The organism is Allobosea sp. GW821-FHT03A12 (genome assembly GCF_058986765.1).
Genome location: NZ_JBYSVZ010000001.1, coordinates 397,771 through 417,675, shown reverse-complemented (window position 1 = coordinate 417,675; position 19,905 = coordinate 397,771). Strand labels below are relative to the sequence as shown.

Below are 19,905 nucleotides of genomic sequence, written 5' to 3'. Positions count from 1 at the left end.
CGATGTCCCGGGGACCATGCCCGCCGAGACGCGGCGGGTCGATTACGCCAGGGGTAATCGAAACCGCGCCGCTTCAGCGCTTGGCGAAAGCGTCGAGGATGGCGGCGCCTTCGGCACCAGCCTTGCCGCGCCAATCCTCGACCGCGGCCTTGCCTGCCGTCCCGAGCCGCTGGGTCAGCTCGGCCGGCAGCTTCGCATGGATGGTGACGCCATTGGCGCGCATGCGGGCATAGTTCTCGTCGAGCCGCGTCCGGATCGCCCCCCATTGCCGCCGCTCGGTCTCGGCCGCAGCCTCGTCGACGACCAGCCGGAGATCGGCCGGCAGTGCCTCGTAGGCGGCGAGATTGACCGTCGCCAGCGAGATCGGCAGCGCGTAGTTCACCTCGCTGAAATGCGGCAGGAACTGCCAGAGATTGCGGCCCGCGCCGCCGTCGCCCGAGGACAGCACCGCCGTGACCGAGCCGTCCTTCACCTTCGGCATCGCATCGGCGAAGGACAGGTTGACCGCCTTGGCGCCGGCATTGTCCATCACCGTGGTCGAGGTCGCGTCATAGGTGCGGATCGGCAGGCCAACGAGGTGCTTGGCCGCGATCACCGGCTCCTTCGACCAGATGCCGGAGGCCGGCCAGGGCGTGGTGTAGAGGATAAGCTGGCCATAGCCGGCGAAAACCTTGGCATAGGCCGGCCGGGCGAGATCGGTCAGGCGCCTGGCATCCTCGATCGAGGTCGCCAGGAAGGGCAGCGAAGACAGGCCGAAGAGCGGATGCACGGCGCCGAGCGCCCCGGCGAAGGCATCGCCGGCCGCGACCTTCCCCTCCTGGACGGCGGCGACCATGCCGGCCGACTTGATCCCCTTTGCGGCGTCGAAACTCGGGTTGATCGTCAATCGCCCGCCCGAGCGCTCGTTCACCAGTTTGGCAAAGGTCGTAACGCCTTCGCCCGGGATGGCGCTGGCGGGATACTCGGTCGGCATTTCCCAGACCGTCTGGGCGACAGCGGCGGGCACCGGCGACATGATCAGAGCCAGCGCACAGGCAGGCAAAAAGCGTGTCATGGACGGGCCTCCGTGTTGATCAGGCGGTGGAGCGAGTTTCGCGCGGAATGCCCGGGATCGGCGCGATCAGCCGTCGACGATGCCCTTGCTTGCCAGAGACGACGGCTGGGGCGCGACAGGCTTGTCCGTCACCAGATACTGCGCCCGCGCCAGCGCGGCGAAGCGCCCGCCCTTGGCGACCAGCTCCTCGAAGGAGCCCATCTCGATCACCCTGCCCTGCTCGAACACCAGGATGCGGTCGGCATTGCGGATGGTGGCGAGCCGGTGTGCGATGACGAAGGTGGTACGACCCTTCATCACCTCGTCGAGCGCTTTTTGCAGCTTGACCTCGGTCGCCGCGTCGAGCGCCGAGGTCGCCTCGTCGAGGATCAGGATCGGCGGGTTCTTCAGCAGCGCCCGCGCGATCGACAGGCGCTGGCGCTCGCCACCGGAGAGCGTGCGGCCGCGCTCGCCGACGATGGTGTCGAGCCCGTCGCTCTGGCGCGCCATCACCTCGGTCGCCTGAGCCCGGTCGAGGGCTTCCATCATCTCGGCATCGGTCGCGTCCGGCTTGCCGACGGTCAGGTTCTCGCGGATCGAACGCGCGAACAGCATCGGCTCCTGGAAGACGACGCCGATATTGCGCCGGAGCGAGAGCAGCGAGATATCGCGGATGTCGCGGCCATCGGCGAGGATGCGGCCCGATTGCGGATCGAAGGCGCGATGCAGCAGGCCGAGCGTGGTCGACTTGCCCGAGCCGGTCGAGCCGACGATGGCGATGGTCTCGCCGGGTCTGACCTCGAAGGAGACGTCGGCGACCGCGGCGCGCTTGCCGTCATAGGAGAAGGAGACGTCGTCGAAGGCGATACGGCCCTCGAGCCGGCCGGCATCGGGCGCGCCGGGGACGTCGCGCACCGCCGGCAGCGTGTCGATCACCTCGAAGAACTCGCGCATCTTCGGCGCCTGCATGAAGATGAAGTTCACGAAGGCGACGATCTGCTCGAGCCGACCGACCAGCATGGTCGCGAAGCCCATGAAGGTGACGATCTCGCCGACCGTGGTCAGCCCCTGCATCAGGAGCCAGGTGCCGACGACGAAGATCGAGAGCACGGTCAGCGTCGCCGAGGCGCGGGTGGCGACGGTCGCGACCGCCCACCAGGTCAGCACCGGGATCTGCGCTTCGAGCAGGCTGGTGATCGTATTGCGCAGCCCGCGGACCTCGGCCTCGATCCGGGTGAAGCTCTGGATCACCGGCACGTTGCCGAGCGCGTCGGAGGCGCGTTCGGCGAGGCTGGAATGATAGGCCTCGACATTGCTTTGCAATTTGTCGGTCTTGCGCAGCACGAAGGCGGTGAGCGTGCCGAACAGCACGACGAGGAAGATCAGCACCAGGCCGAGCTGCCAGTTCTTCCAGAGCGTGAACGGCAGGAGGATGAAGAGCGCGACGAAGCTGGCGCAATGCTCGCGGAAGAAGGAGAGCCAGAGCGCCCACATGCCGCTGGTGCCCTCCAGCATCACCTTGAGCACGCGGCCGGAATGGGTCTGCGTGTGATAGGCGAGCGGCAGGGTCAGCGCGTGCTCGAAATAATTCGCCATCACCGCAAGGCGGCGGCGATGCGCCAGCCGGTCGGCGAAGAGCGCAACGAAGACGCCGGCGCCGATATTGAACAGGCCGAAGCCGACCCAGGCGGCGAGCAAGGTGCTGATATCGGCCCAGCCCGGGCGCGTACCGGCGGTCTGCAGGCTGGTCAGCTTGTCGATCAGCGCGCCGAACAGCATCGGCTCGGCGAAGGCGGCACCCGCCAGCGCGATATTGGCGATGGCGAGGATGAGCCCGAGGCGCCGTTCCGGGCCGAGCTCACCGAGGACGCGGGCGTAGATCGCAAGCAGAGACATTGCCGAAAGCTTTAGCCGAGGCTGCGGCGTGAGCAAGCCCTCTGCCTTGACGCTTCATTCATTCGTCGCTCCTTATCGTTTCCGCAAATGGGTGGACACCCTCTATCTCGCCTTCAACGGCCGCGTCGGCATCGTGCTCAAGGCGAACGCGCCGCCGCTCGTCGGCGCCAGGCCCTGAGGCGCGCAATGCCGTGCCCGGCGATCGGTAGACGAGCGCTGGCCGCCGCCTTGCTCGTGTTCGTCTCGCGCCCCGTCAATGCCGAGCCCCTGCCCGCAGGCTTCGTGCGCCTGCGCGAACTCGCACCGGCGATCGTGCAGGACATCCGCTACGCGACACCGTTCAATTTCACCGGGGCGGTCGTGCCCGGCTATGGCCGGGGCGAATGCGTGCTGACGCACGAAGCGGCGGAGGCACTGATCCGCGTCGAGCAGCGGCTCGCCCGGCAGGGCTATGGCTTGAAGCTGTTCGATTGCTACCGGCCGGCCCGGGCCGTCGCCGCCTTCAACGACTGGGTCAAGCGGCCGGGCGCGCCCGATCTCGGCCGCATCTTCCATCCCGGCATCGCCAGGGGCGATCTCGTCGCCAAGGGCTACATCGCCGGCAATTCGAGCCATTCGCGCGGCTCCACCGTCGATATCGGCCTCACCAGTGCCGGCGAGGCCGCCTTGCCGACGCCCACGGATGCCGGTCCCTGCGACGGTCCTCCCGCCATCCGCCCGCGCGAAAGCAGCCTCGATCTCGGCACGAGCTTCGACTGCTTCTCGGAGAAAAGCGCGCTTCGCCATTCCGGCGTCACGGCCGAGGCCCGCCGCAATCGCGAAACCCTCGCCGCCGCGATGAGCGCCGAAGGCTTCCGTGGCTACGGCAAGGAATGGTGGCACTTCACGCTGGCGAAGGAGCCGTTTCCGAGGACGTCCTTCGATTTCGCGATCGACTGACCGCTTCGGTCGCACCCGCTCAGGGCGCGACCACCAGCGCCCAGTAGACCTGGTATTTCGACCCCGGCGCATAGGCGGAGGCGATGCCCATCCGCGTCGCGTTCGGCGCCTTCATCACGCGGTCGTGCTGCGGCGAGTCGCGCCAGCCCGAGAAGGCCTCGGCGAGGCGGCGATAGCCAGCCGAGAGATTGGCCTCGGCGCCGGGCTGCCCGGATCGCGCCAGCCTCGCCTTCACCGCTTCAGCCTGCGCCGGCTTGTCGGCGGCAGCCATGGCGGCAGCCTCCTGCTCGGCCGCCTGCATCAGCTCCGGATCGAGCTTCAGCGCCCCCAGACCAGCGTTGAGCCGATAGGCCGAGATCGTCGCGCGCGCCGCTTCGGCATCGACCCTGGCCGAGGGTGAGCCGAGGTCGCGATAGAAGGCGGGCTGGGTCCGCACCGGCTCGGTGCAGCCGGCGAGGTTCAGCATCGAAAGGGCTGCGGCGAGCGCGGCAGGACAGCTCATCGATCGCAACCGCTGCTGCGCGGAGGGAGCGGAGGGAAGGCGCATCGCATCAGTCCTTGGTCTCGTCCTTGCCGCCCGTCGCGGCCGGTTCTGGTTTGGCGGGCGGCGGGGCCGGAGCCTCCTCCGGCTCGTCCTCGGTCTCGGGCGCCGGGCCCGAGCGCTTGACGCTGACGCGCCCGGCCGCCGGCTTGGCGCGGCGGCCGACTTCCTTCGACACCGCCGCGGCGATCTCGCCGAGCGAGTGCTCGACGCCCTCCAGCCCCTTGACCGTCAGCTCCGTCGCGACCGGCGTCTCCAGTTCGCTGAGGCGCCGGTGGATGACGTAGTTGAGATCGCTGGTGACGCGGCCGACGATGTCGACATCGCCAACCACGCAGATCAGGTCGAAATCCATCGTCGTCGTGCCGAGCTTCTTGAACAGCACGTTCGGCGGCGGCTTCTTCAGCACGTCGCCATGCGCCTCCGCGGCGTCGAGCAGCATGGCCCTGACCTCGGTCGGATTGAGCCGGCGCGGCACGCTGATCGAGATCAGCACACGGCCCGTCCGGTCGGAGCGGACGCGGTTGCGCACCACGCCGGAGACCAGGTTCGAATTCGGCACGATCACCGAGGAGCGGTCGAAGGTTTCGATCTCGGTCGAGCGGACATTGATGCGCTTGACGATGCCCTCGGCGTCGCCGACCAGAACCTGGTCGCCGACCCGGATCGGCCGTTCCCAGAGCAGGATCAGGCCGGAGACAAAGTTCGACACCACCGACTGCAGGCCGAAACCGATACCGACCGAGAGCGCCGAGGCGACGAGGGTGAGCCGTTCCAGGCTGAGGCCCAGCGAGGAGAAGCCGATCGCCGCTGCCGCGGCATAACCGACATAGCCGGCCGCCGTGGTGATCGAGTTGCGCAGACCGGTGTCGAGCGCCGTCGTCGGCAGGAACTTGCCGTCGAGCCAGCGCTGCAGCGAGCGCGTCGCGGCGAGACCGAGCGCGAAGAGCAGGATCGCCACGACGATCGAGGACAGCGAGACCGTGACCCCGCCGACCTGGAAGCCGAAGAAGGCGGCACGCAGCGAGGTCGTCAGATCCGTCGATTCCAGGCCCCAGGGCGCCAGCGCCAGCATGACCGTGACGACGATCAGCACGATCTTGAGGGCGCCGGCGAGCACCACCGCGATCTTCTGCAGCGTCGCGGCGCGCAGGCCGATGCCCGCCCGCAAGGTCAGCGCAAAACGTCCGTCGCCGGTGAGCTGGCTGACGATCCCGAGATCGATCAGCTGCGTCAGCAGCACGAAGACAGCGGCGAGGATGCCGAGCCAGATCACCTGCTCGGTGAGGAAGGTCCCCAGCACGACATAGCCGAGCAGCAGCGAGAGGATGATCGCGATGCCGACGATCCAGCCGAGGATCCGCACTGGCCCGAGGCTGGCGCCATCGACCGGCACATAGGGGCCGAGGCACGCCTCCTGCTCGATCTCCTGATTGTCGCGCAGGCGATAGAGCCCGGCGATCAGGATCAACGCGAAGACGGTGGCGACGACGCCGCGCACGATGATCGAGAGGGTAAGGCCGGCGGCGATCGCCTGCAGCCAGGCCTCCAGCACCTTGCCGATCGCCATCACGATGGCGAGCGAACCGGCGAGCCGCGTCACGGTCTTCGCGGTCGATTCCATCACGCTGGCGAGGCGCCGCTGCGGCTCGCCGGGGGCGAACAGCGCATCGACCAGCGCCTGGACGAAGGCGAAGAGGGCAAGGCCGAAGACCGCGGCGAGGATCACCGGCTGGATCCGCGGCGGCAGCAGGCCGGCGGTGTTGAGGCCGGCATAGATCAGCCAGCTCGCCAGCGCCGGCGGCGCCGTCCGCGCGACGATGCGGATCAGCGCCCCATAAAGGACATAGCGGGCGCTCGCCTCGCCGTGCACGGCGAGCCGCGCCGTCAGCCGCGGCATGTAGCGGGCCCGCGCCACATAGAGCGCGATCGCGCCGAGGAAGGCGAAGGCGACCAGGACGCCGCGCGGGCTGAACAGGGCAGAGGTGAAGACCGAGAGCCAGTCGCCGAAGATGAATTGCGAGGCGCGCAGGTCGGAGGGGAAGGCCGTCAGCGTCGTCGACCAGACCTCGGGATTGAGGATCGACGGGCCGGCCGCGAACAGCGCCTTGGCGAAGCGGTCGCGCCTGAGGTCGCCGATCGAGCTTTGCAGCTGCTCGGCCTGGAGCAGGGTCGCGCGCCCGATCTTCAGGGTCTCGTCTGCCTCGGCGAAGGTCTTGGTGCGGGTCTCGCGCTCGCGCGCCACGTCCGGCGTCTCGGGCGGCGCATTGGCATCGGGCTTGGCCCCGAGCTGGTCGAGCCTGAGCTTGGCCTGCTCGGTGCGCGGCGCCTGCTCGTCGGTGAGGAGGCGCAGCTGGTCGAGCAGGGGCTGCAAGCGCAGACGTTGGCGTTGCAGCTCGTTGTCGGAGACATTCGGATTGGCGAGCGAGCCCTCGATCTGGGTGAGCTCGCCGCGGATCGAGTCCAGGCGAGCGCGGGGGCTGGTCGTCGTGTCGGCGGTCTGCGCCAGCGCCACCAGCGGCACGACGAGCAGCATCAGCGCGAGCAGCACCGCGCCACCGGAGCGGCGGAAGGCTCGGTCGAGGCCGGAAATCATCGACATTGCGGTCCTGCCGGGCTGATTCGCTTGCTCGCGCAGCCTCGCCATTGCGGGACGACGAAAGCAAGCTTCTCCAGCAAGACGGCGATGCGGCCGGAATCGCAGCTTCGCTGCTCCACCGGACGAAGATCGTATGAAGGCATCACATTCCTGTGAGAGAGCGCCGAGACTGGCGCGACTGCTGCCGCGTGTCTGCGACAGAAAACCGGACAGCATCATGGCGGCGCTGAAGAAACTCGCTTGGAACACCCTGAGCGCACGCTAAAACGGTTCAACGCGACCGTGATCACAGGTGAGCGCACAACCTCTGGCGGCAGCCGCGCTTCTGGGTTTGAATTCTTCCAAGGAACATCCGGCCTCTGATGGGCTGGCTTGATTGAACGGTGAGGCGCGCTGGCTCTCTCGCCGACCTTGGGATCGAAACCGGGAGGTTTGCGGTGGCTAAGCTCAGTATCAATGGCAAGACGATTGAGGTTGCGGTCGAGGACGATACGCCGCTGCTCTGGGTGATCCGCGAACAGATCGGCCTGACCGGGACGAAATATGGCTGCGGCGTCGCCCAATGCGGCGCCTGCACAGTTCACATCGACGGCGTCGCCACCCGCTCCTGCTCGATGCCGGTGAGCGCCCTCACCGCCGAGCAGAAGATCGTCACGATCGAAGGACTCTCGCCCGACGGAAACCATCCGATCCAGAAGGCCTGGATCGAGCACGACGTGCCGCAATGCGGCTTCTGCCAGAGCGGCATGATCATGGCCGCGGCGGCCCTGTTGCAGTCCAATCCCAAGCCGAGCGATGCCGACATCGCCAGCGAAATCACCAATATCTGCCGCTGCGGCACCTATAATCGCGTCAAGGCCGCCATCAAGGACGTCGCCGCCGGCGGCCAGATGAATCGCGGCTGATCCGACCCCACCCATTTCCCAGCGCACGGCTCGAGCGCCACAGCCTCGCCGCAGCGCCATCCGCAATCAGGAGGACGCCATGAGTCTAGCCTCTGTGACCGACACCAAGCTCTCCCGCCGCAGCCTGCTGAAAGGCTCGGCCGCTGCCGCCGGCGCCTTCAGCTTCGGCTTTGCCATCCCCGTCTCCAATGAAGCACAGGCCCAGGGCGCGGTGCCGGAGATCAACGCCTGGGTCGTGGTCCATCCCGACGACAAGGTGGTGATCCGCATCGCCCGCTCGGAAATGGGCCAGGGCACGCTGACCGGCCTCGCCCAGCTCGTCGCCGAAGAGCTCGATTGCGACTGGGCCAAGGTCACCACCGAGTATCCGACGCCCGGCCAGAACCTCGCCCGCAACCGCGTCTGGGGCAATTTCTCGACCGGCGGCAGCCGCGGCGTCCGTGAGTCGCACGAATATGTCCGCAAGGGTGGCGCTGCCGCGCGGATGATGCTGATCCAGGCCGCGGCTGATGGCTGGAAGGTCCCGGTCGCCGAATGCAGCGCCGTCAAGGGCGTGATCACCCATAAGGGCTCCGGCCGCTCGATCCGCTATGGCGAAGTCGCCGCCGCGGCCACGAAGCTCCAGGCCCCGGCGCCGGCCAACGTCCCGCTCAAGGATCCGAAGGACTGGACCATCGCCGGCAAGCCGCTGAAGCGGCTCGACACCGCCGACAAGACCACCGGCAAGAAAATCTACGGCATGGACTTCAAGCTGCCGGGGATGCTCAACGCCGCGATCAAGGACTGCCCGGTCTTCGGCGGCAAGGTGAAGAGCTTCGACGCCGCCAAGATCAAGGACATGCCGGGCGTCAAGCACGTCCTGCCGGTCGGCGACAGCGCGGTCGCCGTCGTCGCCGACAGCTGGTGGCGCGCCAAGACCGCGCTCGATGCCCTGCCGATCACCTGGGACGAAGGCGAGCACGCCAAGGTCTCCAGCGAGAGCATCGCCGCCTGGCTGAAGGAAGGGCTCGACGCGCCGCAGGCCGCGGTCGGCAACCAGAACGGCGACGTCAAGAGCGCCATCGCCAATGCCGCCCGCGTCGTCGAGCAGGTCTATTCCTACCCGTTCCAGAACCATGCCTGCATGGAGGTGATGAACGCGACGGCTCTCTACACGCCCGAGCGCTGCGAGGTCTGGACTCCCACGCAGAACGGCGAAGCCGCGCTCGCTGCCGCATCCGAAGCCTCCGGCCTGCCGCTGGCGAAATGCGAGGCCTACAAGATCGACCTCGGCGGCGGCTTCGGCCGGCGCGGCGCCGTGCATGACTGGGTCCGCCAGGTCGTCGCCATCGCCAAGCAGATCCCGGGCACGCCGGTCAAGCTGATCTGGTCGCGCGAGGAGGACATGCTGCATGGCCGCTTCCACCCGATCACGCAGTGCAAGCTCACCGGCGCGCTCGACAAGGACGGCAACCTGACCGGCCTGCACCTGCGCATCTCCGGCCAGTCGATCGTCGCCGGCATCTTCCCGCAGAACATCCAGAACGGGCGCGACCCCGCGGTGTTCCAGGGCCTCAACCCGCCAGGGCCGGAGGCCTCGATCGGCTATGGCGTGCCGAACCTGCTGATCGACCATGCCATGCGTAACCCGCATGTGCCGCCCGGCTTCTGGCGCGGGGTCAACCTCAACCAGAACACCATCTATCTCGAATGCTTCATCGACGAACTCGCCCATGCGGCGGGCAAGGACCCGCTCGAATTCCGCCGGGCGCTGATGAAGAACCATCCCAAGCACCTCGCCGTGCTCAACGCCGTCGCCGAGAAAGCCGGCTGGGGGACCAAGGCTCCCGATGGCGTCTATCGCGGCATCTGCCAGACCATGGGCTTCGGCTCCTATGTCGCGGCCGTCGCCGAGGTCTCGGTTGCCGCCGACGGCAAGCTCAAGATCCACAAGATCACCGCCGCGACCGATCCCGGCCACGCCGTCAACCCGGCGCAGATCGAGCGCCAGGTCGAGGGTTCCTTCGTCTACGGCCTCTCCGCCGCGCTCTTCGGCGAGTGCACGGTCAAGGATGGGCGCATGGTTGAGGAGAATTTCGACACTTATCCGGTGGTACGCATGGAGGACATGCCGGCAGTCGAGACGATCATCGTGCCCTCCGGCGGTTTCTGGGGCGGCGTCGGCGAGCCGACCATCGCGGTGGCGGCGCCGGCGGTGCTGAACGCGATCTTCGCTGCGACCGGCAAGCGCGTGCGCAACCTGCCGCTGAAGAACACGGATCTGCGCAAGGCGTGAGGCCTGCCGCGATCCGGGCTGCGCTGATCCTGCTGGCGCTCGCGAGCGAGCCAGCAGGCGCACTTGAAGCCTACACCGTCGTCGGCGACGCGATCCCCGCGCCGCTCGGCGGCAAGATCGGCGATCCCGAGCGCGGGCGGGCACTCGTGCTCGACCGTACCCAGGGCAATTGCCTGATCTGCCACCATGTGCCGGAGCCGAACGAGCCCTTCCAGGGCACGATCGGCCCCGATCTCACCGGCGTTGCCACAAGGCTCGATGCCGGCCAGCTGCGCCTGCGCCTCGTCGATGCCAGCCTGCTCAACCCGCAGACGGTGATGCCGCCCTATTTTCGTAACCAAGGATTGCGAGATGTTGCTCCGGCCTTTCGCGATCGGCCGGCGCTGACCGCCCAGGAGATCGAGGATGTCGTCACCTATCTCGCCAGCCTGCGCACGCCCTGAACCCGTGCTCTCGCGGCGCGAGGTCATGGCGGCCGGCGCTGCCGGCCTTGCGCTCGCCACCCTGCCCGCACCCGTGCACGCTGCCGCTCCATCGGCACTCACCGAGCTGATCGCACGCGTGACCGAAGGCGCGGTGCCGGAGCGCGCCAGGATCACCTTCGACATCCCGCAGCTGGTCGAGAACGGCAATTCGGTCGATGTCGCGATCCTGGTTGAGTCTCCCATGACCGAGGCCGACCATGTCCGCTGGATCCATGTCATCGCCGAGAAGAACCCGTTTCCCGACGTCGCCCGCTTCAATCTCACCCCGCGCAGCGGCCGGGCCGATATCCGCGCCACCTTGCGCCTCGCCACCTCGCAGAAGGTCGCAGTCGTCGCGGCGCTGAGCGGTGGCAGCTGTGTCATGGCCGATGCCGACATCGTCGTGACGCTGAGCGCCTGCATCGACGGAGGCTGACCCGATGGCATCGTTCAACGCCCGCATCACCATGCCGGCCGAGGCCAAGGCCGGCGAGATCGTCGAGATCCGCGTCCTCGTCCGCCATCCAATGGATCGCGGCGGTCAGGTCGACTCGGAAGGCCGCGTCGTGCCCCGCAAGATCCTGAACCGGCTGACCGTGACCTATGCCGGCGAACCGGTGTTCCGCTACGACATGCACACCGGCGTCTCCGCCAACCCCTTCGTCAGCTTCACCACTCGCGCGGTCGAGACCGGCGACCTCTTGTTCGAATGGCGCGAGGATGGCGGGGCGACCTTCACCCGCACCGCCCGTCTCGTCGTGACATGAGCGTCAACGGCCACGCCCTTGCGATAGCGCTACTTGCGCTGCCCGGCACAGCATTGGCCGACGGGATCAAGCCGGGCAGCGCCTTCCTCTCGCCGCAGATGCAGCGCCAGCAGGAGGACGAGGCCCGCAATCCCGGCTGGCTCTGGGTCGAGCAGGGCGAGGAACTGTTCAGCCGCCGAGAAGGAGCCGCGCCGAACTGCCTCTCCTGCCATGCCGATCCCAAGCAGAGCCTGCGCGGGGCAGCCGCCCGCTATCCGCAGGTCGACGCCGCCAGCGGCAAGCTGATCAATCTCGAGGGGCGTATCGAGCAGTGCCGGGTCGAACGGCAGAAGCAGCCTGCCTTCGGCTATGAGAGCCAGGACCTGCTCGGCCTCACCGCCTATGTCGCCTCGCTCTCGAAGGGCGTGCCGCTGTCCGTCTCGGCCGAGGGCGCGGCCAAGCCCTTCTACGAAACCGGCAAGGCCTTCTACGAACGCCGTCAGGGCCAGCTCAATCTCGCCTGCACGCAATGCCATGACGGCCTCGTCGGCCAGAAGCTGCGCGGCGACACGATCAGCTACGGCATCGGTACCGGTTATCCGGCCTACCGGCTCGAATGGAATGGACTCGGCTCGCTGCATCGGCGTCTGCGCGCCTGCTCGCTCGGCATCAGGGCGACGCAGTTCGACTACGGCTCCGACGAATACCTCGCGCTCGAGCTCTATCTCGCCGTGCGGGCCAAGGGGCTCGCGCTGGAGGCGCCGGGGCTGCGGCGATAGGCCTTGTTGGCAGCCGCGCGAGCCGTCACGATCCCGGCACAGTCCTGTCGGAGACGTCATGGATGCTTCGCCTGCCTGCCCTCCTCGCCTTCATACTGATTGCCACCGCCGCCATCGCCGAGCCTGATGCCGACCCGCCGGCCTCGGCAGCCGGCGTGACCGCCCCGCCGCCGCCGTTCGTGCTCAAGGGCACCGAGGTCAGGACGATCCGCGCCAAGGCGCTGCAGCGCGACTATGAGATCTTCGTCAGCCTGCCGGAGTCCTATCAGAGCCAGCCGCGGCGGCGCTTCCCGGTGCTGTTCGTCACCGACGCCGACTACGCCTTCCCGCTGGTGCGCAGCATTGCGCGCCGGGTCGGCAACCGGGCCAGGGGGCTGGAGGAGTTCATCCTGGTCGGCCTGTCCTACTCGGTCGGCGACACGCCCGAATACAGCCGCCGGCGTGACTATACGCCGACGCCGAACGGCGAGAAGACGCGCGATCCCTCCGGAAAACCGCCCGTCTTCGGCGAGGCGGAAGGCTATCGTCGCTTCCTCTCCGAGGAGCTGATGCCCTTCGTTGCCGCGACCTACCGCACCGATACGACCCGCAGCATCTATGCCGGCCACTCCTATGGCGGGCTGTTTGGCCTCCATGTCCTGCTGACCGAGCCGAAATTGTTCTCGCACTACATCATCGGCAGCCCCTCTCTCTGGTTCGACCAGAAGGTGCTGTTCCAGCGCGAGCGCACCTATGCCGAGGGCAACAAGGAGCTGAAGGCGAATGTGCTGATGGCGATCGCCTCCTATGAGACGATCGACAAGGCCTCGGGCGATCCGCGCTTCAACGGCAAGACCGACATGATCGCCGATCTCAAGGAGTTCGAGCAGGCGCTGCGCTCGCGCAACTACCCCGGCCTGAAGCTCGCGAGCGAAGTCATTCCCGGCGAGGACCATCTAACCGTCTTCCCGGCGATCGTCACGCGCGGCCTGCTCTGGGCGCTGCCGGCGAAGCGGGACTGAGTTTCGTCATTGCGAGGAACGAAGTGACGAAGCAATCCAGGGAGGCATAGAGCTCTGCCCCTGGATTGCTTCGCTGCGCTCGCAATGACGGAGAGAGCCGCGACGCCTAGGGCTCTTTTCTGCCCTTACCGTCCTTCGGCTTGCCCTTGTCCCGGCTCTTCGGCTTCACCCGGTTCTCGAAGCTGGCATTGCCGAGCCCGGTGCCGATGGTCAGCACCGCCCAGTGCTCGACATCCTGCATGAACGGCAGTTCGCTCAGCCCCTGGACGACGGCGTCGTTATGCATGGTGACGACGGTATCGTGCTCGCCGATCTCCGGAGCCATCTCGCGGATGCTCTCGACCAGGTTGAAGCGGCTGCTCGACCAGTTTCCCGGCAGGTTCTGGGCGCCGCGATCGATTGCGCCGTCCGGCTCGATCAGGCCGGGGCAGCCGACGCCGATGAAGGGAGCGACGCGCAAACCTTCCTTGCCGGCGTGCGCAATCTGCTCGCGCAGCATCTTGCCGAGCCGCTTCACCGCCTCTTCGCGGCTCGGCTCCTCGTCGGCATGGCGCCAGAGCTCGGTTTCCCAGACCCGCGCCTTGCTGAGGTCTGAGGCCTTGTCCTGGCGCAATTCGACGATGCCGGCGCGGATATTGGAGCCGCCGATGTCGACCGCGACCAGGCTGTCATAGGCCTCGAAGATCCATTTCGGCGCGAGATGGGCACTGCCGACCAGCCCGGCTTCATCAGGATGATGGCGCACCGGCACCAGCTCGATCGTATAGCCTTCGGTCTGCAGGATGATGCCGGCCCGCGCGATCGCGAGCTCGCCGATCCGGCTCTGGCGGAAGCCGCCGCCGACGACGATCCGCTCGACCGGGCTCCAGGCCTTCTGGCGCAGGAAGCGCCGGATCACGAAGGCGAGCGACTGGGCGAAGCGCTCGACTGCCGAGAGCACCAGCGCCGCCTCGCGCGCCTCGCCCTCGGTGAGAAGCTTGTCGAGTTCCGATTTGCTCGGCGTCTTGCCGGCCTTCGCCAGCGGGTCCTCGCCAGTTTCGGCCAGATGGCTGCGCAATTCGGCGAGATGATCCATGAAGGCGCTGCGGCTCGCCTTGTCGCCAAGGAAGCCGTCGCCGTCGCGGATTTCGAGATTGTAGCTGGTGACGATGACCGAGGGCAGTTCCTGCGCCCCATGCGGCCCGGTCGCGTTCGTCTTGCTCGCCGTCGCCACTGCCATCGCGTCCCCCGTCTTGAAAGCCCACGAAGAGAACGGCTAGACGCGCCGAGGGTTCCTGCGCCGCGCCGCCGCATGCCCCGCCTGCGCTGCGGGCGGGGACATTCAACCTCCCAGCGATTGACCGCGCCCCGCCGTTTCGCCTCCATAGCCAGCGGCGCGGTTCGCGGCCTGGGGGATAGACATGCTCGAAGTGATCGGCCGCTCGCTCGCGATCGGCATCGGCGCCACCGCCTTGCTCGATCTCTGGGCACTCTTCCTCAACCGCGTCTTCGGCATTCCGCTGGCGAACTGGGCGATGGTCGGGCGCTGGTTCGCCTATCTGCCGCGCGGGCGCTTCATGCACGATACCATCGCCGACACACCGCCGGTCTCGAACGAGCTCGCGATCGGCTGGATCATGCACTACCTGATCGGCGCCCTGTTCGCCGCGATCGTGATCATGATCTGGGGCCTCGACTGGGCCCGCAATCCGACGCTGTTGCCGGCCCTGATCGTCGGCATCGTCACCGTCGGCTGCGGCTGGTTCATCCTGCAGCCCGGCATGGGCTTCGGCCTCGCTGCCAGCAAGCGGCCCAATGCCAACCAGGTCCGGCTGATCGGCCTGATCAACCACGTCGTCTTCGGCTTAAGCCTCTGGCTCGCCGCGCTGCTGATGCGCTGAGCACCACCTCTTCCAACGTTACATCCAAGGACTGAGCCCATGGCCGCGACCCTGTTCCAGAATGCCCGCATCGTCGACGGCACCACCTCCGAACGTGGCGCGCCGGTCTCCGTCCTGGTCGAGGGCGGGCTGATCCGCGAGGTCGGCAAGAGCGTGCGCTCCGACAAGGCCAGGGCGGTCGACCTCAAGGGCCGCACGCTGATGCCCGGCCTGATCGACGCCCATGTCCACGTCATCGCCGGTCTTGCCGATCTCGGCCGCAACGCCGCTTTGCCGGATTCGCTGGTGACGGTTCGTTCGCTGGTGATCATGCGCGAGATGCTGCTGCGCGGCTTCACCACGGTGCGCGATGTCGGCGGCGCCGATTTCGGCCTGAAGCAGGCGACCGGGGAGCACGATTTCCCGACGCCGCGCCTCGTCATCTCCGGCAAGGCGCTGAGCCAGACCGGCGGTCATGCCGATTTCCGTGGCCGCTACGACGACAGGCTCGCGCCGGGCACGCGCCACCGCCTCGGCGCGCTCGGCCGCATCTGTGACGGCGAGGCCGAAGTTCGCCGCGCCGCCCGCGAGGAGCTCAAGGGCGGCGCCGACTTCATCAAGATCATGGCCAATGGCGGCTGTGCCTCACCGACCGACCCGATCCATTTCCTCGGCTTCTCGGTCGGCGAGCTCGAAGCGGTGGTCGAGGAAGCCCGCATGGCCGGAACCTACGTCTCCGCCCACGTCTATACCGACGAGGCGATTCGCCGCTGCGTCGAGGCCGGCGTCCATTCGCTGGAGCATTGCAACCTGATCAAGGCCGAAACCGCCAAGCTCGCCGCCAGGAACGGCGCGGTCGCCGTGCCGACGCTCGTCACCTATGACAAGCTCGCCAGCGAGGGCGGCAAGCTCGGCTTCCCGCCCGATTCCGTCGCCAAGGTTGAGTTCGTTCGCGCCGCCGGCATGGAGTCGCTGGCGATCATGAAGCAGGCCGGGCTCGCCATGGCCTATGGCAGCGACCTGCTCGGCGAGATGCACCGGCACCAGTCGGAGGAGTTCGTCATCCGCGGCCGGGCTCTGCCGGCGCATGAGGTGATCGGCTCCGCCACCCATGTCGCAGCCAAGCTGCTGAAGCTCGAAGGCAAGATCGGCACGATCGCGCCCGACGCCCACGCCGATCTGATCGTGGTCGACGGCGATCCGCTGCAGGACCTCTCGCTGCTGACCCGCCAGGGCCGGCACATGCCCGTCATCATGAAGGCCGGTGCCTTCATCAAGCGCGCCCGGCTGGACTGAAGGCATATGAAGCCCTGGACGCAGCTCGATGCCGCCTCAATCCCCGGCGGCGGCACGCTCAAGCTCATGCGCCGCGGCGAGGACGAGTTCTCGATCACGCTCGGCCATAACGAGCTGATGAACTCGCGCCTCAAGGGTTCGGAAGAGGCGCTGGCGACACTGGCGATCGAGCGGATCGGTCAGCGTCCGGGCCTGCGTCTCCTGATCGGCGGGCTCGGGATGGGCTTCACGCTCCGGGCCGCTCTCGCCGCACTGCCGAAGGATGCCGAGGTCGTCGTCGCCGAATTGATCCCGGCTGTGATCGCCTGGGCACGCGGCCCGCTCGCGCCGATCTTCGCCGGCTGCCTCGACGATCCCCGCGTCAGCGTGCGGGAAGCGGACGTCGTAACCGTCATTCGCGAGGAAAGCAGCCGCTACGACACCATCCTGCTCGACGTCGACAACGGCCCGGACGGGCTGATGGTCGAGGCCAATGACCGGCTCTACGACCATGCCGGTCTTGCTTATGCGAAGGCCGCGCTGCGGCCGGGCGGCGTGCTCGCGGTCTGGTCGGCGGGTCCCGACCGGAACTTTACCCAGCGCCTGCGCCAGGCTGGCTTTACCGTCGAGGAGAAGACGGTGCGCGCCCGCGCCGGAGCCGGCGGCGCCAAGCACATGATCTGGCTCGCCGCTCCTCAAGGAAACGCGGCTGCCGCGCACCCCGCTCGCCCATCAGGAAGCAGGCGCCGCTAGCGCTCGCCCAACAGGCGCGCCAGGCCCGCGGAGAGCCCGGTGCTCGGCACGGCCGCTGGCAAAGCGAGATCGCCCTGAAGCGGCTTCGGCTGCGGATTGCGCGCCGCGTCGAGCACGGCGGCGAAACCGGCCTGCACCGAGCAGATCACCGGCACGCCGACATGGGGTTGCACGCGCGCCGCGAGCCCGGCAAGGCCGGCTCCGCCCAGGATCACCGCCTGCGCCCCATCGCGCTCGACCGTCCGCCGGCAAGCCTGCGCCAGCAGCGCGATCGAGCCATCGGGATCGGCCGCGATGTCGCCGCCGGTCGGCGCCACCGTCTCGACCGCGGCGAGCCTGCCGTCCAGCCCGAGCGCGGCGGTGAATTCGGTCAGGATCGGCCCCCAGCGCTCGCCGCCGGTGACGATCGAGAAACGCCCGCCCTGCGCTGCCGCCTGCCGGCAAGCGGCTTCGGCCATGCCGATCACCGGGATTTCGGCCACCTCCTTCAGCGCCATCAGTCCGGGATCGCCGAAGCAGGCGAGATAGACCGCATCGCACCCGGCGCCGTGCTCGGCGAAGGCATCCAGAGCCGCATGGCCGGCAACGGCGCCGGCGCTGCGGCTGGAAATGTAGCGCGCGCCGAAGCGGCCGGTGGCCGGTACGAGCTCGACATCGGCAGGCGTCATTGGCGCCAGCACGCGCAGGACCAGCTCGGTCATCGCTGCGCTGGTGTTCGGATTGAGAACGAGGATGCGCAAGGTGATCTCAACGGGCGAGAGTTGACGGCCTGGATACTCACCGCTCCGGAGCGGCGGCCCCGAGCTTTGCAGCGCCTGTCCTCCAACGGCAAGGGCACTGGCCCCGCACCCTTCGCATGATCGTCACGCGCAAGGGCAGGCTTGGGATATCACGCTCCGCCCGCTCCGGAACCATCGCACTCCACCCGGGTTGCACGCTCGACGGACCTCATATCGGAGGATGGACGATGCCAGCCAAATCGAAGGCGCAGCAAAAGGCGGCCGGAGCGGCGCTTGCCGCCAAGCGTGGCGAAATCCCCAAGAGCAAGCTCCAGGGAGCCTCGAAATCGATGGTCGAGTCGATGACGGAGAAAGAGCTCGACGAATTGGCCTCGACCAAGCGCAAGGGCAAGCCGGAGCACGTGACGAAGCACTGATCTGCAGAACCGCCCGCTGGTCTAGCTGGCCGGCCGCTCGTGCCGGTAGACCAGATCACCGGGGTCCGGCCTGTCGGCGCCGGCGTCCAGATGCGCCCCGAGGCGCTCCGCCACCGCGATCGAGCGCGGGTTGTGCGGATCGACATAGCTGACCAGCGTCTCGATACCGGGCCGCCCGAAGGCCCAGTCGCGCAGGGCGGCGGCGGCTTCGCTGGCATAGCCCTGCCCCTCATGCCCGGCATAGATCAGCCAGCCCAACTCCATCTCGGGAAAGAGCGGGCCGTGATTGATGCCGACCTGCCCGATGCAAGTCCCGTCCGGCAGGTCGATCATCAGCGCGCCATGGCCGAACAGCGCCCATTGCGCCACGTCATGGCAGAACAAACCCCAGACGCCGCGCCGATCATAGGGGCCGCCCATATGCTGCGCCCGCTCGGAGGCGAGAAAGGCGGCATAATCGGGGAAATCGCCCGCAACCGGCGCCCTCAGGATCAAGCGCTCGGTCAGAATCGTCGGCGGTGCGATCATGGGCAAGGTCGGCCTCGGCAGCGCGGGAAGCGGCTCCGCCGATCGGATCGGCGGCTGGAATCTGCGGCAGGAAAGGAAACTGGCGTCCCGGAAGGGACCAACGAAAGTCAACTATATCAAAAGCTTAAGAATAATTTCGCCACTACATGTGCTGCGTATGTTCCCGTGGGGTCGCCGTCCTGATTTTGGTTGGCGTTGGTTAGACCAAGGTCCGCCTCCGACCCTATGCGGAAGTCGGCGACCGTCCGTCGAGTTCAGCCATGTACCGCTGAATCATACGAGCCGTTGCCGAGGCTTTTTCGATCTGGAGAGGATGGGCGCTTAGGCCCATGTGTTGGCGGGCGGCTATGACCAAATACTGGGTTGCGTCGTCAAGTGACGCACCCCTGCGAAAGCCGCCTGCGACAGCGAGCAGATAGCTGTCATATTCGTCGTCAACGTCGGCTCCCAAGACCTCCTTGAGCTCGGACAGACCAATAGGGTCCCATTCCTTCCACCCGATCTCCCTCAGGACCGATAGCTTGATTGGTGGTAGATCTGCTGGCGTCACAACCTTGCTCCGCAGTTCTGAGATCGACCCATAGCTGACGCGTGGGCTGAGGTGCTACGAACTCACCTCGATCAACACGTCCGGCAGCAAAAATATGCTGTCGGTTTGGCTCTTGATTGCTGCTGCCAAATTAGGCCTCGTCACGGATAGAATGTTCTCCTCAACCGGCTGAGGATTATCGCTGATGTATAAGGCGTAAGGCGTGGGCCAGTTGGAGGTTATCTCTGCGAGCCCCTGCGCAAACGCGCTGAATGCGTCGTCACTGAGTTCATCGGCTACGCCAGCATCGGCAACTAGCCACTCTGGCAACATGTCCAAGTGAAGCGCAAAAGCTGAGTCAGTCAGTGCGTAGACAAATGACCAAGTCGGCCATCGATTGAATGCGCCGCGGAGCCCTAAGTAGTAGTCGTTATCTTCTGGAAGCTCGCGAAGCCAGATGTTATAGTTTTCTCTCTCTAGCAAAAGGCCGGTGACCCTATCGCGTAATGGCAATGAAATCGGCGAACAAACGAGAATATGTGCACTCATAAACGGGCGCCTCGAGCCTTTCAGCCCGGCATCATATCCGAGGCGCATTCGGTAGCAATTGGACCCTGCCGACCGTGA

21 protein-coding genes and 1 pseudogene are annotated in these 19,905 nt (G+C 67.2%); 14 read left to right on the top strand and 8 right to left on the bottom strand.

The annotated features are described in order from the left end of the window. Nucleotides 1-73: 73 nt before the first annotated feature. Nucleotides 74-1,054 (bottom strand): TRAP transporter substrate-binding protein, encoded by a 981-nt coding sequence (locus AC3WLC_RS01990; protein ID WP_493682257.1) that lies wholly within the window; start codon nucleotides 1,052-1,054, stop codon nucleotides 74-76. 66 nt (nucleotides 1,055-1,120) lie between these two features. Next, nucleotides 1,121-2,929: a glucan ABC transporter ATP-binding protein/ permease gene (locus AC3WLC_RS01985; protein WP_493682256.1), complete on the bottom strand. Its 1,809-nt coding sequence runs from the start codon at nucleotides 2,927-2,929 to the stop codon at nucleotides 1,121-1,123. Between the two features lie 28 nt (nucleotides 2,930-2,957). Here AC3WLC_RS01985 and AC3WLC_RS01980 point away from each other — a divergent pair, with 28 nt between their 5' ends. Together AC3WLC_RS01980 and AC3WLC_RS01975 are read left to right on the top strand one after the other, a co-directional pair. Beyond that, nucleotides 2,958-3,107, top strand: a complete 150-nt coding sequence (locus AC3WLC_RS01980) for a hypothetical protein (protein WP_493682255.1) — start codon at nucleotides 2,958-2,960, stop codon at nucleotides 3,105-3,107. Nucleotides 3,108-3,115: 8 nt separating this feature from the next. Beyond that, entirely contained in the window at nucleotides 3,116-3,868 is a 753-nt protein-coding gene (locus AC3WLC_RS01975) for a M15 family metallopeptidase (protein ID WP_493682254.1), read from the top strand. Between the two features lie 19 nt (nucleotides 3,869-3,887). Here AC3WLC_RS01975 and AC3WLC_RS01970 read toward each other — a convergent pair whose 3' ends face one another. Then, nucleotides 3,888-4,370 (bottom strand): CAP domain-containing protein, encoded by a 483-nt coding sequence (locus tag AC3WLC_RS01970; protein ID WP_493682253.1) that lies wholly within the window; start codon nucleotides 4,368-4,370, stop codon nucleotides 3,888-3,890. Between the two features lie 49 nt (nucleotides 4,371-4,419). Next, nucleotides 4,420-7,011 (bottom strand): DUF3772 domain-containing protein, encoded by a 2,592-nt coding sequence (locus AC3WLC_RS01965; protein ID WP_493682252.1) that lies wholly within the window; start codon nucleotides 7,009-7,011, stop codon nucleotides 4,420-4,422. A 434-nt stretch (nucleotides 7,012-7,445) separates the two neighbouring features. On the opposite strand from AC3WLC_RS01965, the gene AC3WLC_RS01960 reads away from it, so the two are divergent. From AC3WLC_RS01960 to AC3WLC_RS01930, 7 genes are all read left to right on the top strand, one after another. Continuing rightward, nucleotides 7,446-7,913 (top strand): (2Fe-2S)-binding protein, encoded by a 468-nt coding sequence (locus AC3WLC_RS01960; protein WP_493682251.1) that lies wholly within the window; start codon nucleotides 7,446-7,448, stop codon nucleotides 7,911-7,913. Nucleotides 7,914-7,992: 79 nt separating this feature from the next. Then, nucleotides 7,993-10,188 carry a xanthine dehydrogenase family protein molybdopterin-binding subunit gene (locus tag AC3WLC_RS01955; RefSeq protein WP_493682250.1) on the top strand — a complete coding sequence of 732 codons (2,196 nt, stop codon included), beginning with the start codon at nucleotides 7,993-7,995 and terminating at the stop codon, nucleotides 10,186-10,188. Further along, on the top strand, nucleotides 10,185-10,631 hold the full coding sequence (gene soxX, locus AC3WLC_RS01950) for a sulfur oxidation c-type cytochrome SoxX (RefSeq protein ID WP_493682249.1): 447 nt from the start codon (nucleotides 10,185-10,187) through the stop codon (nucleotides 10,629-10,631). The genes AC3WLC_RS01955 and soxX overlap by 4 nt, the downstream gene beginning before the upstream one ends. Next, nucleotides 10,594-11,088 carry a thiosulfate oxidation carrier protein SoxY gene (locus AC3WLC_RS01945; RefSeq protein WP_493682248.1) on the top strand — a complete coding sequence of 165 codons (495 nt, stop codon included), beginning with the start codon at nucleotides 10,594-10,596 and terminating at the stop codon, nucleotides 11,086-11,088. The genes soxX and AC3WLC_RS01945 overlap by 38 nt, the downstream gene beginning before the upstream one ends. A 4-nt stretch (nucleotides 11,089-11,092) precedes the next feature. Further along, a complete protein-coding gene (gene soxZ / locus AC3WLC_RS01940; RefSeq protein WP_137879246.1) occupies nucleotides 11,093-11,419 on the top strand; it encodes a thiosulfate oxidation carrier complex protein SoxZ in 327 nt (108 codons plus the stop codon). After that, on the top strand, nucleotides 11,416-12,177 hold the full coding sequence (soxA, locus tag AC3WLC_RS01935; protein WP_493682247.1) for a sulfur oxidation c-type cytochrome SoxA: 762 nt from the start codon (nucleotides 11,416-11,418) through the stop codon (nucleotides 12,175-12,177). The genes soxZ and soxA overlap by 4 nt, the downstream gene beginning before the upstream one ends. Nucleotides 12,178-12,239: 62 nt before the next feature. Continuing rightward, nucleotides 12,240-13,178, top strand: a complete 939-nt coding sequence (locus AC3WLC_RS01930; RefSeq protein ID WP_493682246.1) for an alpha/beta hydrolase — start codon at nucleotides 12,240-12,242, stop codon at nucleotides 13,176-13,178. Between the two features lie 106 nt (nucleotides 13,179-13,284). Here AC3WLC_RS01930 and AC3WLC_RS01925 read toward each other — a convergent pair whose 3' ends face one another. Continuing rightward, nucleotides 13,285-14,397 (bottom strand): ROK family protein, encoded by a 1,113-nt coding sequence (locus tag AC3WLC_RS01925; RefSeq protein WP_493682245.1) that lies wholly within the window; start codon nucleotides 14,395-14,397, stop codon nucleotides 13,285-13,287. A gap of 40 nt (nucleotides 14,398-14,437) precedes the next feature. Here AC3WLC_RS01925 and AC3WLC_RS01920 point away from each other — a divergent pair. The 4 genes and pseudogenes from AC3WLC_RS01920 to AC3WLC_RS01905 all read left to right on the top strand — a co-directional run. Beyond that, a pseudogene (locus tag AC3WLC_RS01920) lies at nucleotides 14,438-14,518 on the top strand (twin-arginine translocation signal domain-containing protein); the annotation flags it as partial. A gap of 60 nt (nucleotides 14,519-14,578) precedes the next feature. After that, on the top strand, nucleotides 14,579-15,058 hold the full coding sequence (locus AC3WLC_RS01915) for a DUF2938 domain-containing protein (protein WP_493682244.1): 480 nt from the start codon (nucleotides 14,579-14,581) through the stop codon (nucleotides 15,056-15,058). Nucleotides 15,059-15,097: 39 nt separating this feature from the next. Further along, nucleotides 15,098-16,333 carry a metal-dependent hydrolase family protein gene (locus AC3WLC_RS01910; protein ID WP_493682243.1) on the top strand — a complete coding sequence of 412 codons (1,236 nt, stop codon included), beginning with the start codon at nucleotides 15,098-15,100 and terminating at the stop codon, nucleotides 16,331-16,333. A gap of 6 nt (nucleotides 16,334-16,339) precedes the next feature. After that, nucleotides 16,340-17,065, top strand: a complete 726-nt coding sequence (locus AC3WLC_RS01905; RefSeq protein WP_493682242.1) for a spermidine synthase — start codon at nucleotides 16,340-16,342, stop codon at nucleotides 17,063-17,065. Here the strand turns inward: AC3WLC_RS01905 and AC3WLC_RS01900 are convergent. Beyond that, on the bottom strand, nucleotides 17,062-17,805 hold the full coding sequence (locus AC3WLC_RS01900; RefSeq protein WP_493682241.1) for an aspartate/glutamate racemase family protein: 744 nt from the start codon (nucleotides 17,803-17,805) through the stop codon (nucleotides 17,062-17,064). The genes AC3WLC_RS01905 and AC3WLC_RS01900 overlap by 4 nt on opposite strands. 227 nt (nucleotides 17,806-18,032) lie before the next feature. Here AC3WLC_RS01900 and AC3WLC_RS01895 point away from each other — a divergent pair, with 227 nt between their 5' ends. Next, nucleotides 18,033-18,221 carry a DUF3008 family protein gene (locus AC3WLC_RS01895; RefSeq protein WP_493682240.1) on the top strand — a complete coding sequence of 63 codons (189 nt, stop codon included), beginning with the start codon at nucleotides 18,033-18,035 and terminating at the stop codon, nucleotides 18,219-18,221. A 21-nt stretch (nucleotides 18,222-18,242) separates the two neighbouring features. Here the strand turns inward: AC3WLC_RS01895 and AC3WLC_RS01890 are convergent, their stop codons facing one another. Together AC3WLC_RS01890 and AC3WLC_RS01885 are read right to left on the bottom strand one after the other, a co-directional pair. Further along, on the bottom strand, nucleotides 18,243-18,749 hold the full coding sequence (locus tag AC3WLC_RS01890) for a GNAT family N-acetyltransferase (RefSeq protein ID WP_493682239.1): 507 nt from the start codon (nucleotides 18,747-18,749) through the stop codon (nucleotides 18,243-18,245). Nucleotides 18,750-19,353: 604 nt separating this feature from the next. Continuing rightward, nucleotides 19,354-19,827: a hypothetical protein gene (locus tag AC3WLC_RS01885; protein WP_493682238.1), complete on the bottom strand. Its 474-nt coding sequence runs from the start codon at nucleotides 19,825-19,827 to the stop codon at nucleotides 19,354-19,356. Between the last annotated feature and the right edge of the window lie 78 nt (nucleotides 19,828-19,905).

What these genes read in the sequence shown, in the direction of transcription:
- AC3WLC_RS01905 (WP_493682242.1), top strand. Translation starts at nt 16,340, where the DNA reads ATGAAGCCCTGGACGCAGCTCGATGCCGCCTCAATCCCCGGCGGCGGC.
- AC3WLC_RS01955 (WP_493682250.1), top strand. Translation starts at nt 7,993, where the DNA reads ATGAGTCTAGCCTCTGTGACCGACACCAAGCTCTCCCGCCGCAGCCTG.
- AC3WLC_RS01965 (WP_493682252.1), bottom strand. Translation starts at nt 7,011, where the DNA reads ATGTCGATGATTTCCGGCCTCGACCGAGCCTTCCGCCGCTCCGGTGGC.
- AC3WLC_RS01890 (WP_493682239.1), bottom strand. Translation starts at nt 18,749, where the DNA reads ATGATCGCACCGCCGACGATTCTGACCGAGCGCTTGATCCTGAGGGCG.
- AC3WLC_RS01990 (WP_493682257.1), bottom strand. Translation starts at nt 1,054, where the DNA reads ATGACACGCTTTTTGCCTGCCTGTGCGCTGGCTCTGATCATGTCGCCG.
- AC3WLC_RS01915 (WP_493682244.1), top strand. Translation starts at nt 14,579, where the DNA reads ATGCTCGAAGTGATCGGCCGCTCGCTCGCGATCGGCATCGGCGCCACC.
- soxZ (WP_137879246.1), top strand. Translation starts at nt 11,093, where the DNA reads ATGGCATCGTTCAACGCCCGCATCACCATGCCGGCCGAGGCCAAGGCC.
- AC3WLC_RS01895 (WP_493682240.1), top strand. Translation starts at nt 18,033, where the DNA reads ATGCCAGCCAAATCGAAGGCGCAGCAAAAGGCGGCCGGAGCGGCGCTT.
- AC3WLC_RS01970 (WP_493682253.1), bottom strand. Translation starts at nt 4,370, where the DNA reads ATGAGCTGTCCTGCCGCGCTCGCCGCAGCCCTTTCGATGCTGAACCTC.
- AC3WLC_RS01930 (WP_493682246.1), top strand. Translation starts at nt 12,240, where the DNA reads ATGCTTCGCCTGCCTGCCCTCCTCGCCTTCATACTGATTGCCACCGCC.
- AC3WLC_RS01985 (WP_493682256.1), bottom strand. Translation starts at nt 2,929, where the DNA reads ATGTCTCTGCTTGCGATCTACGCCCGCGTCCTCGGTGAGCTCGGCCCG.
- AC3WLC_RS01885 (WP_493682238.1), bottom strand. Translation starts at nt 19,827, where the DNA reads ATGAGTGCACATATTCTCGTTTGTTCGCCGATTTCATTGCCATTACGC.
- AC3WLC_RS01925 (WP_493682245.1), bottom strand. Translation starts at nt 14,397, where the DNA reads ATGGCAGTGGCGACGGCGAGCAAGACGAACGCGACCGGGCCGCATGGG.
- AC3WLC_RS01975 (WP_493682254.1), top strand. Translation starts at nt 3,116, where the DNA reads ATGCCGTGCCCGGCGATCGGTAGACGAGCGCTGGCCGCCGCCTTGCTC.
- AC3WLC_RS01910 (WP_493682243.1), top strand. Translation starts at nt 15,098, where the DNA reads ATGGCCGCGACCCTGTTCCAGAATGCCCGCATCGTCGACGGCACCACC.
- soxA (WP_493682247.1), top strand. Translation starts at nt 11,416, where the DNA reads ATGAGCGTCAACGGCCACGCCCTTGCGATAGCGCTACTTGCGCTGCCC.
- AC3WLC_RS01945 (WP_493682248.1), top strand. Translation starts at nt 10,594, where the DNA reads ATGTCGTCACCTATCTCGCCAGCCTGCGCACGCCCTGAACCCGTGCTC.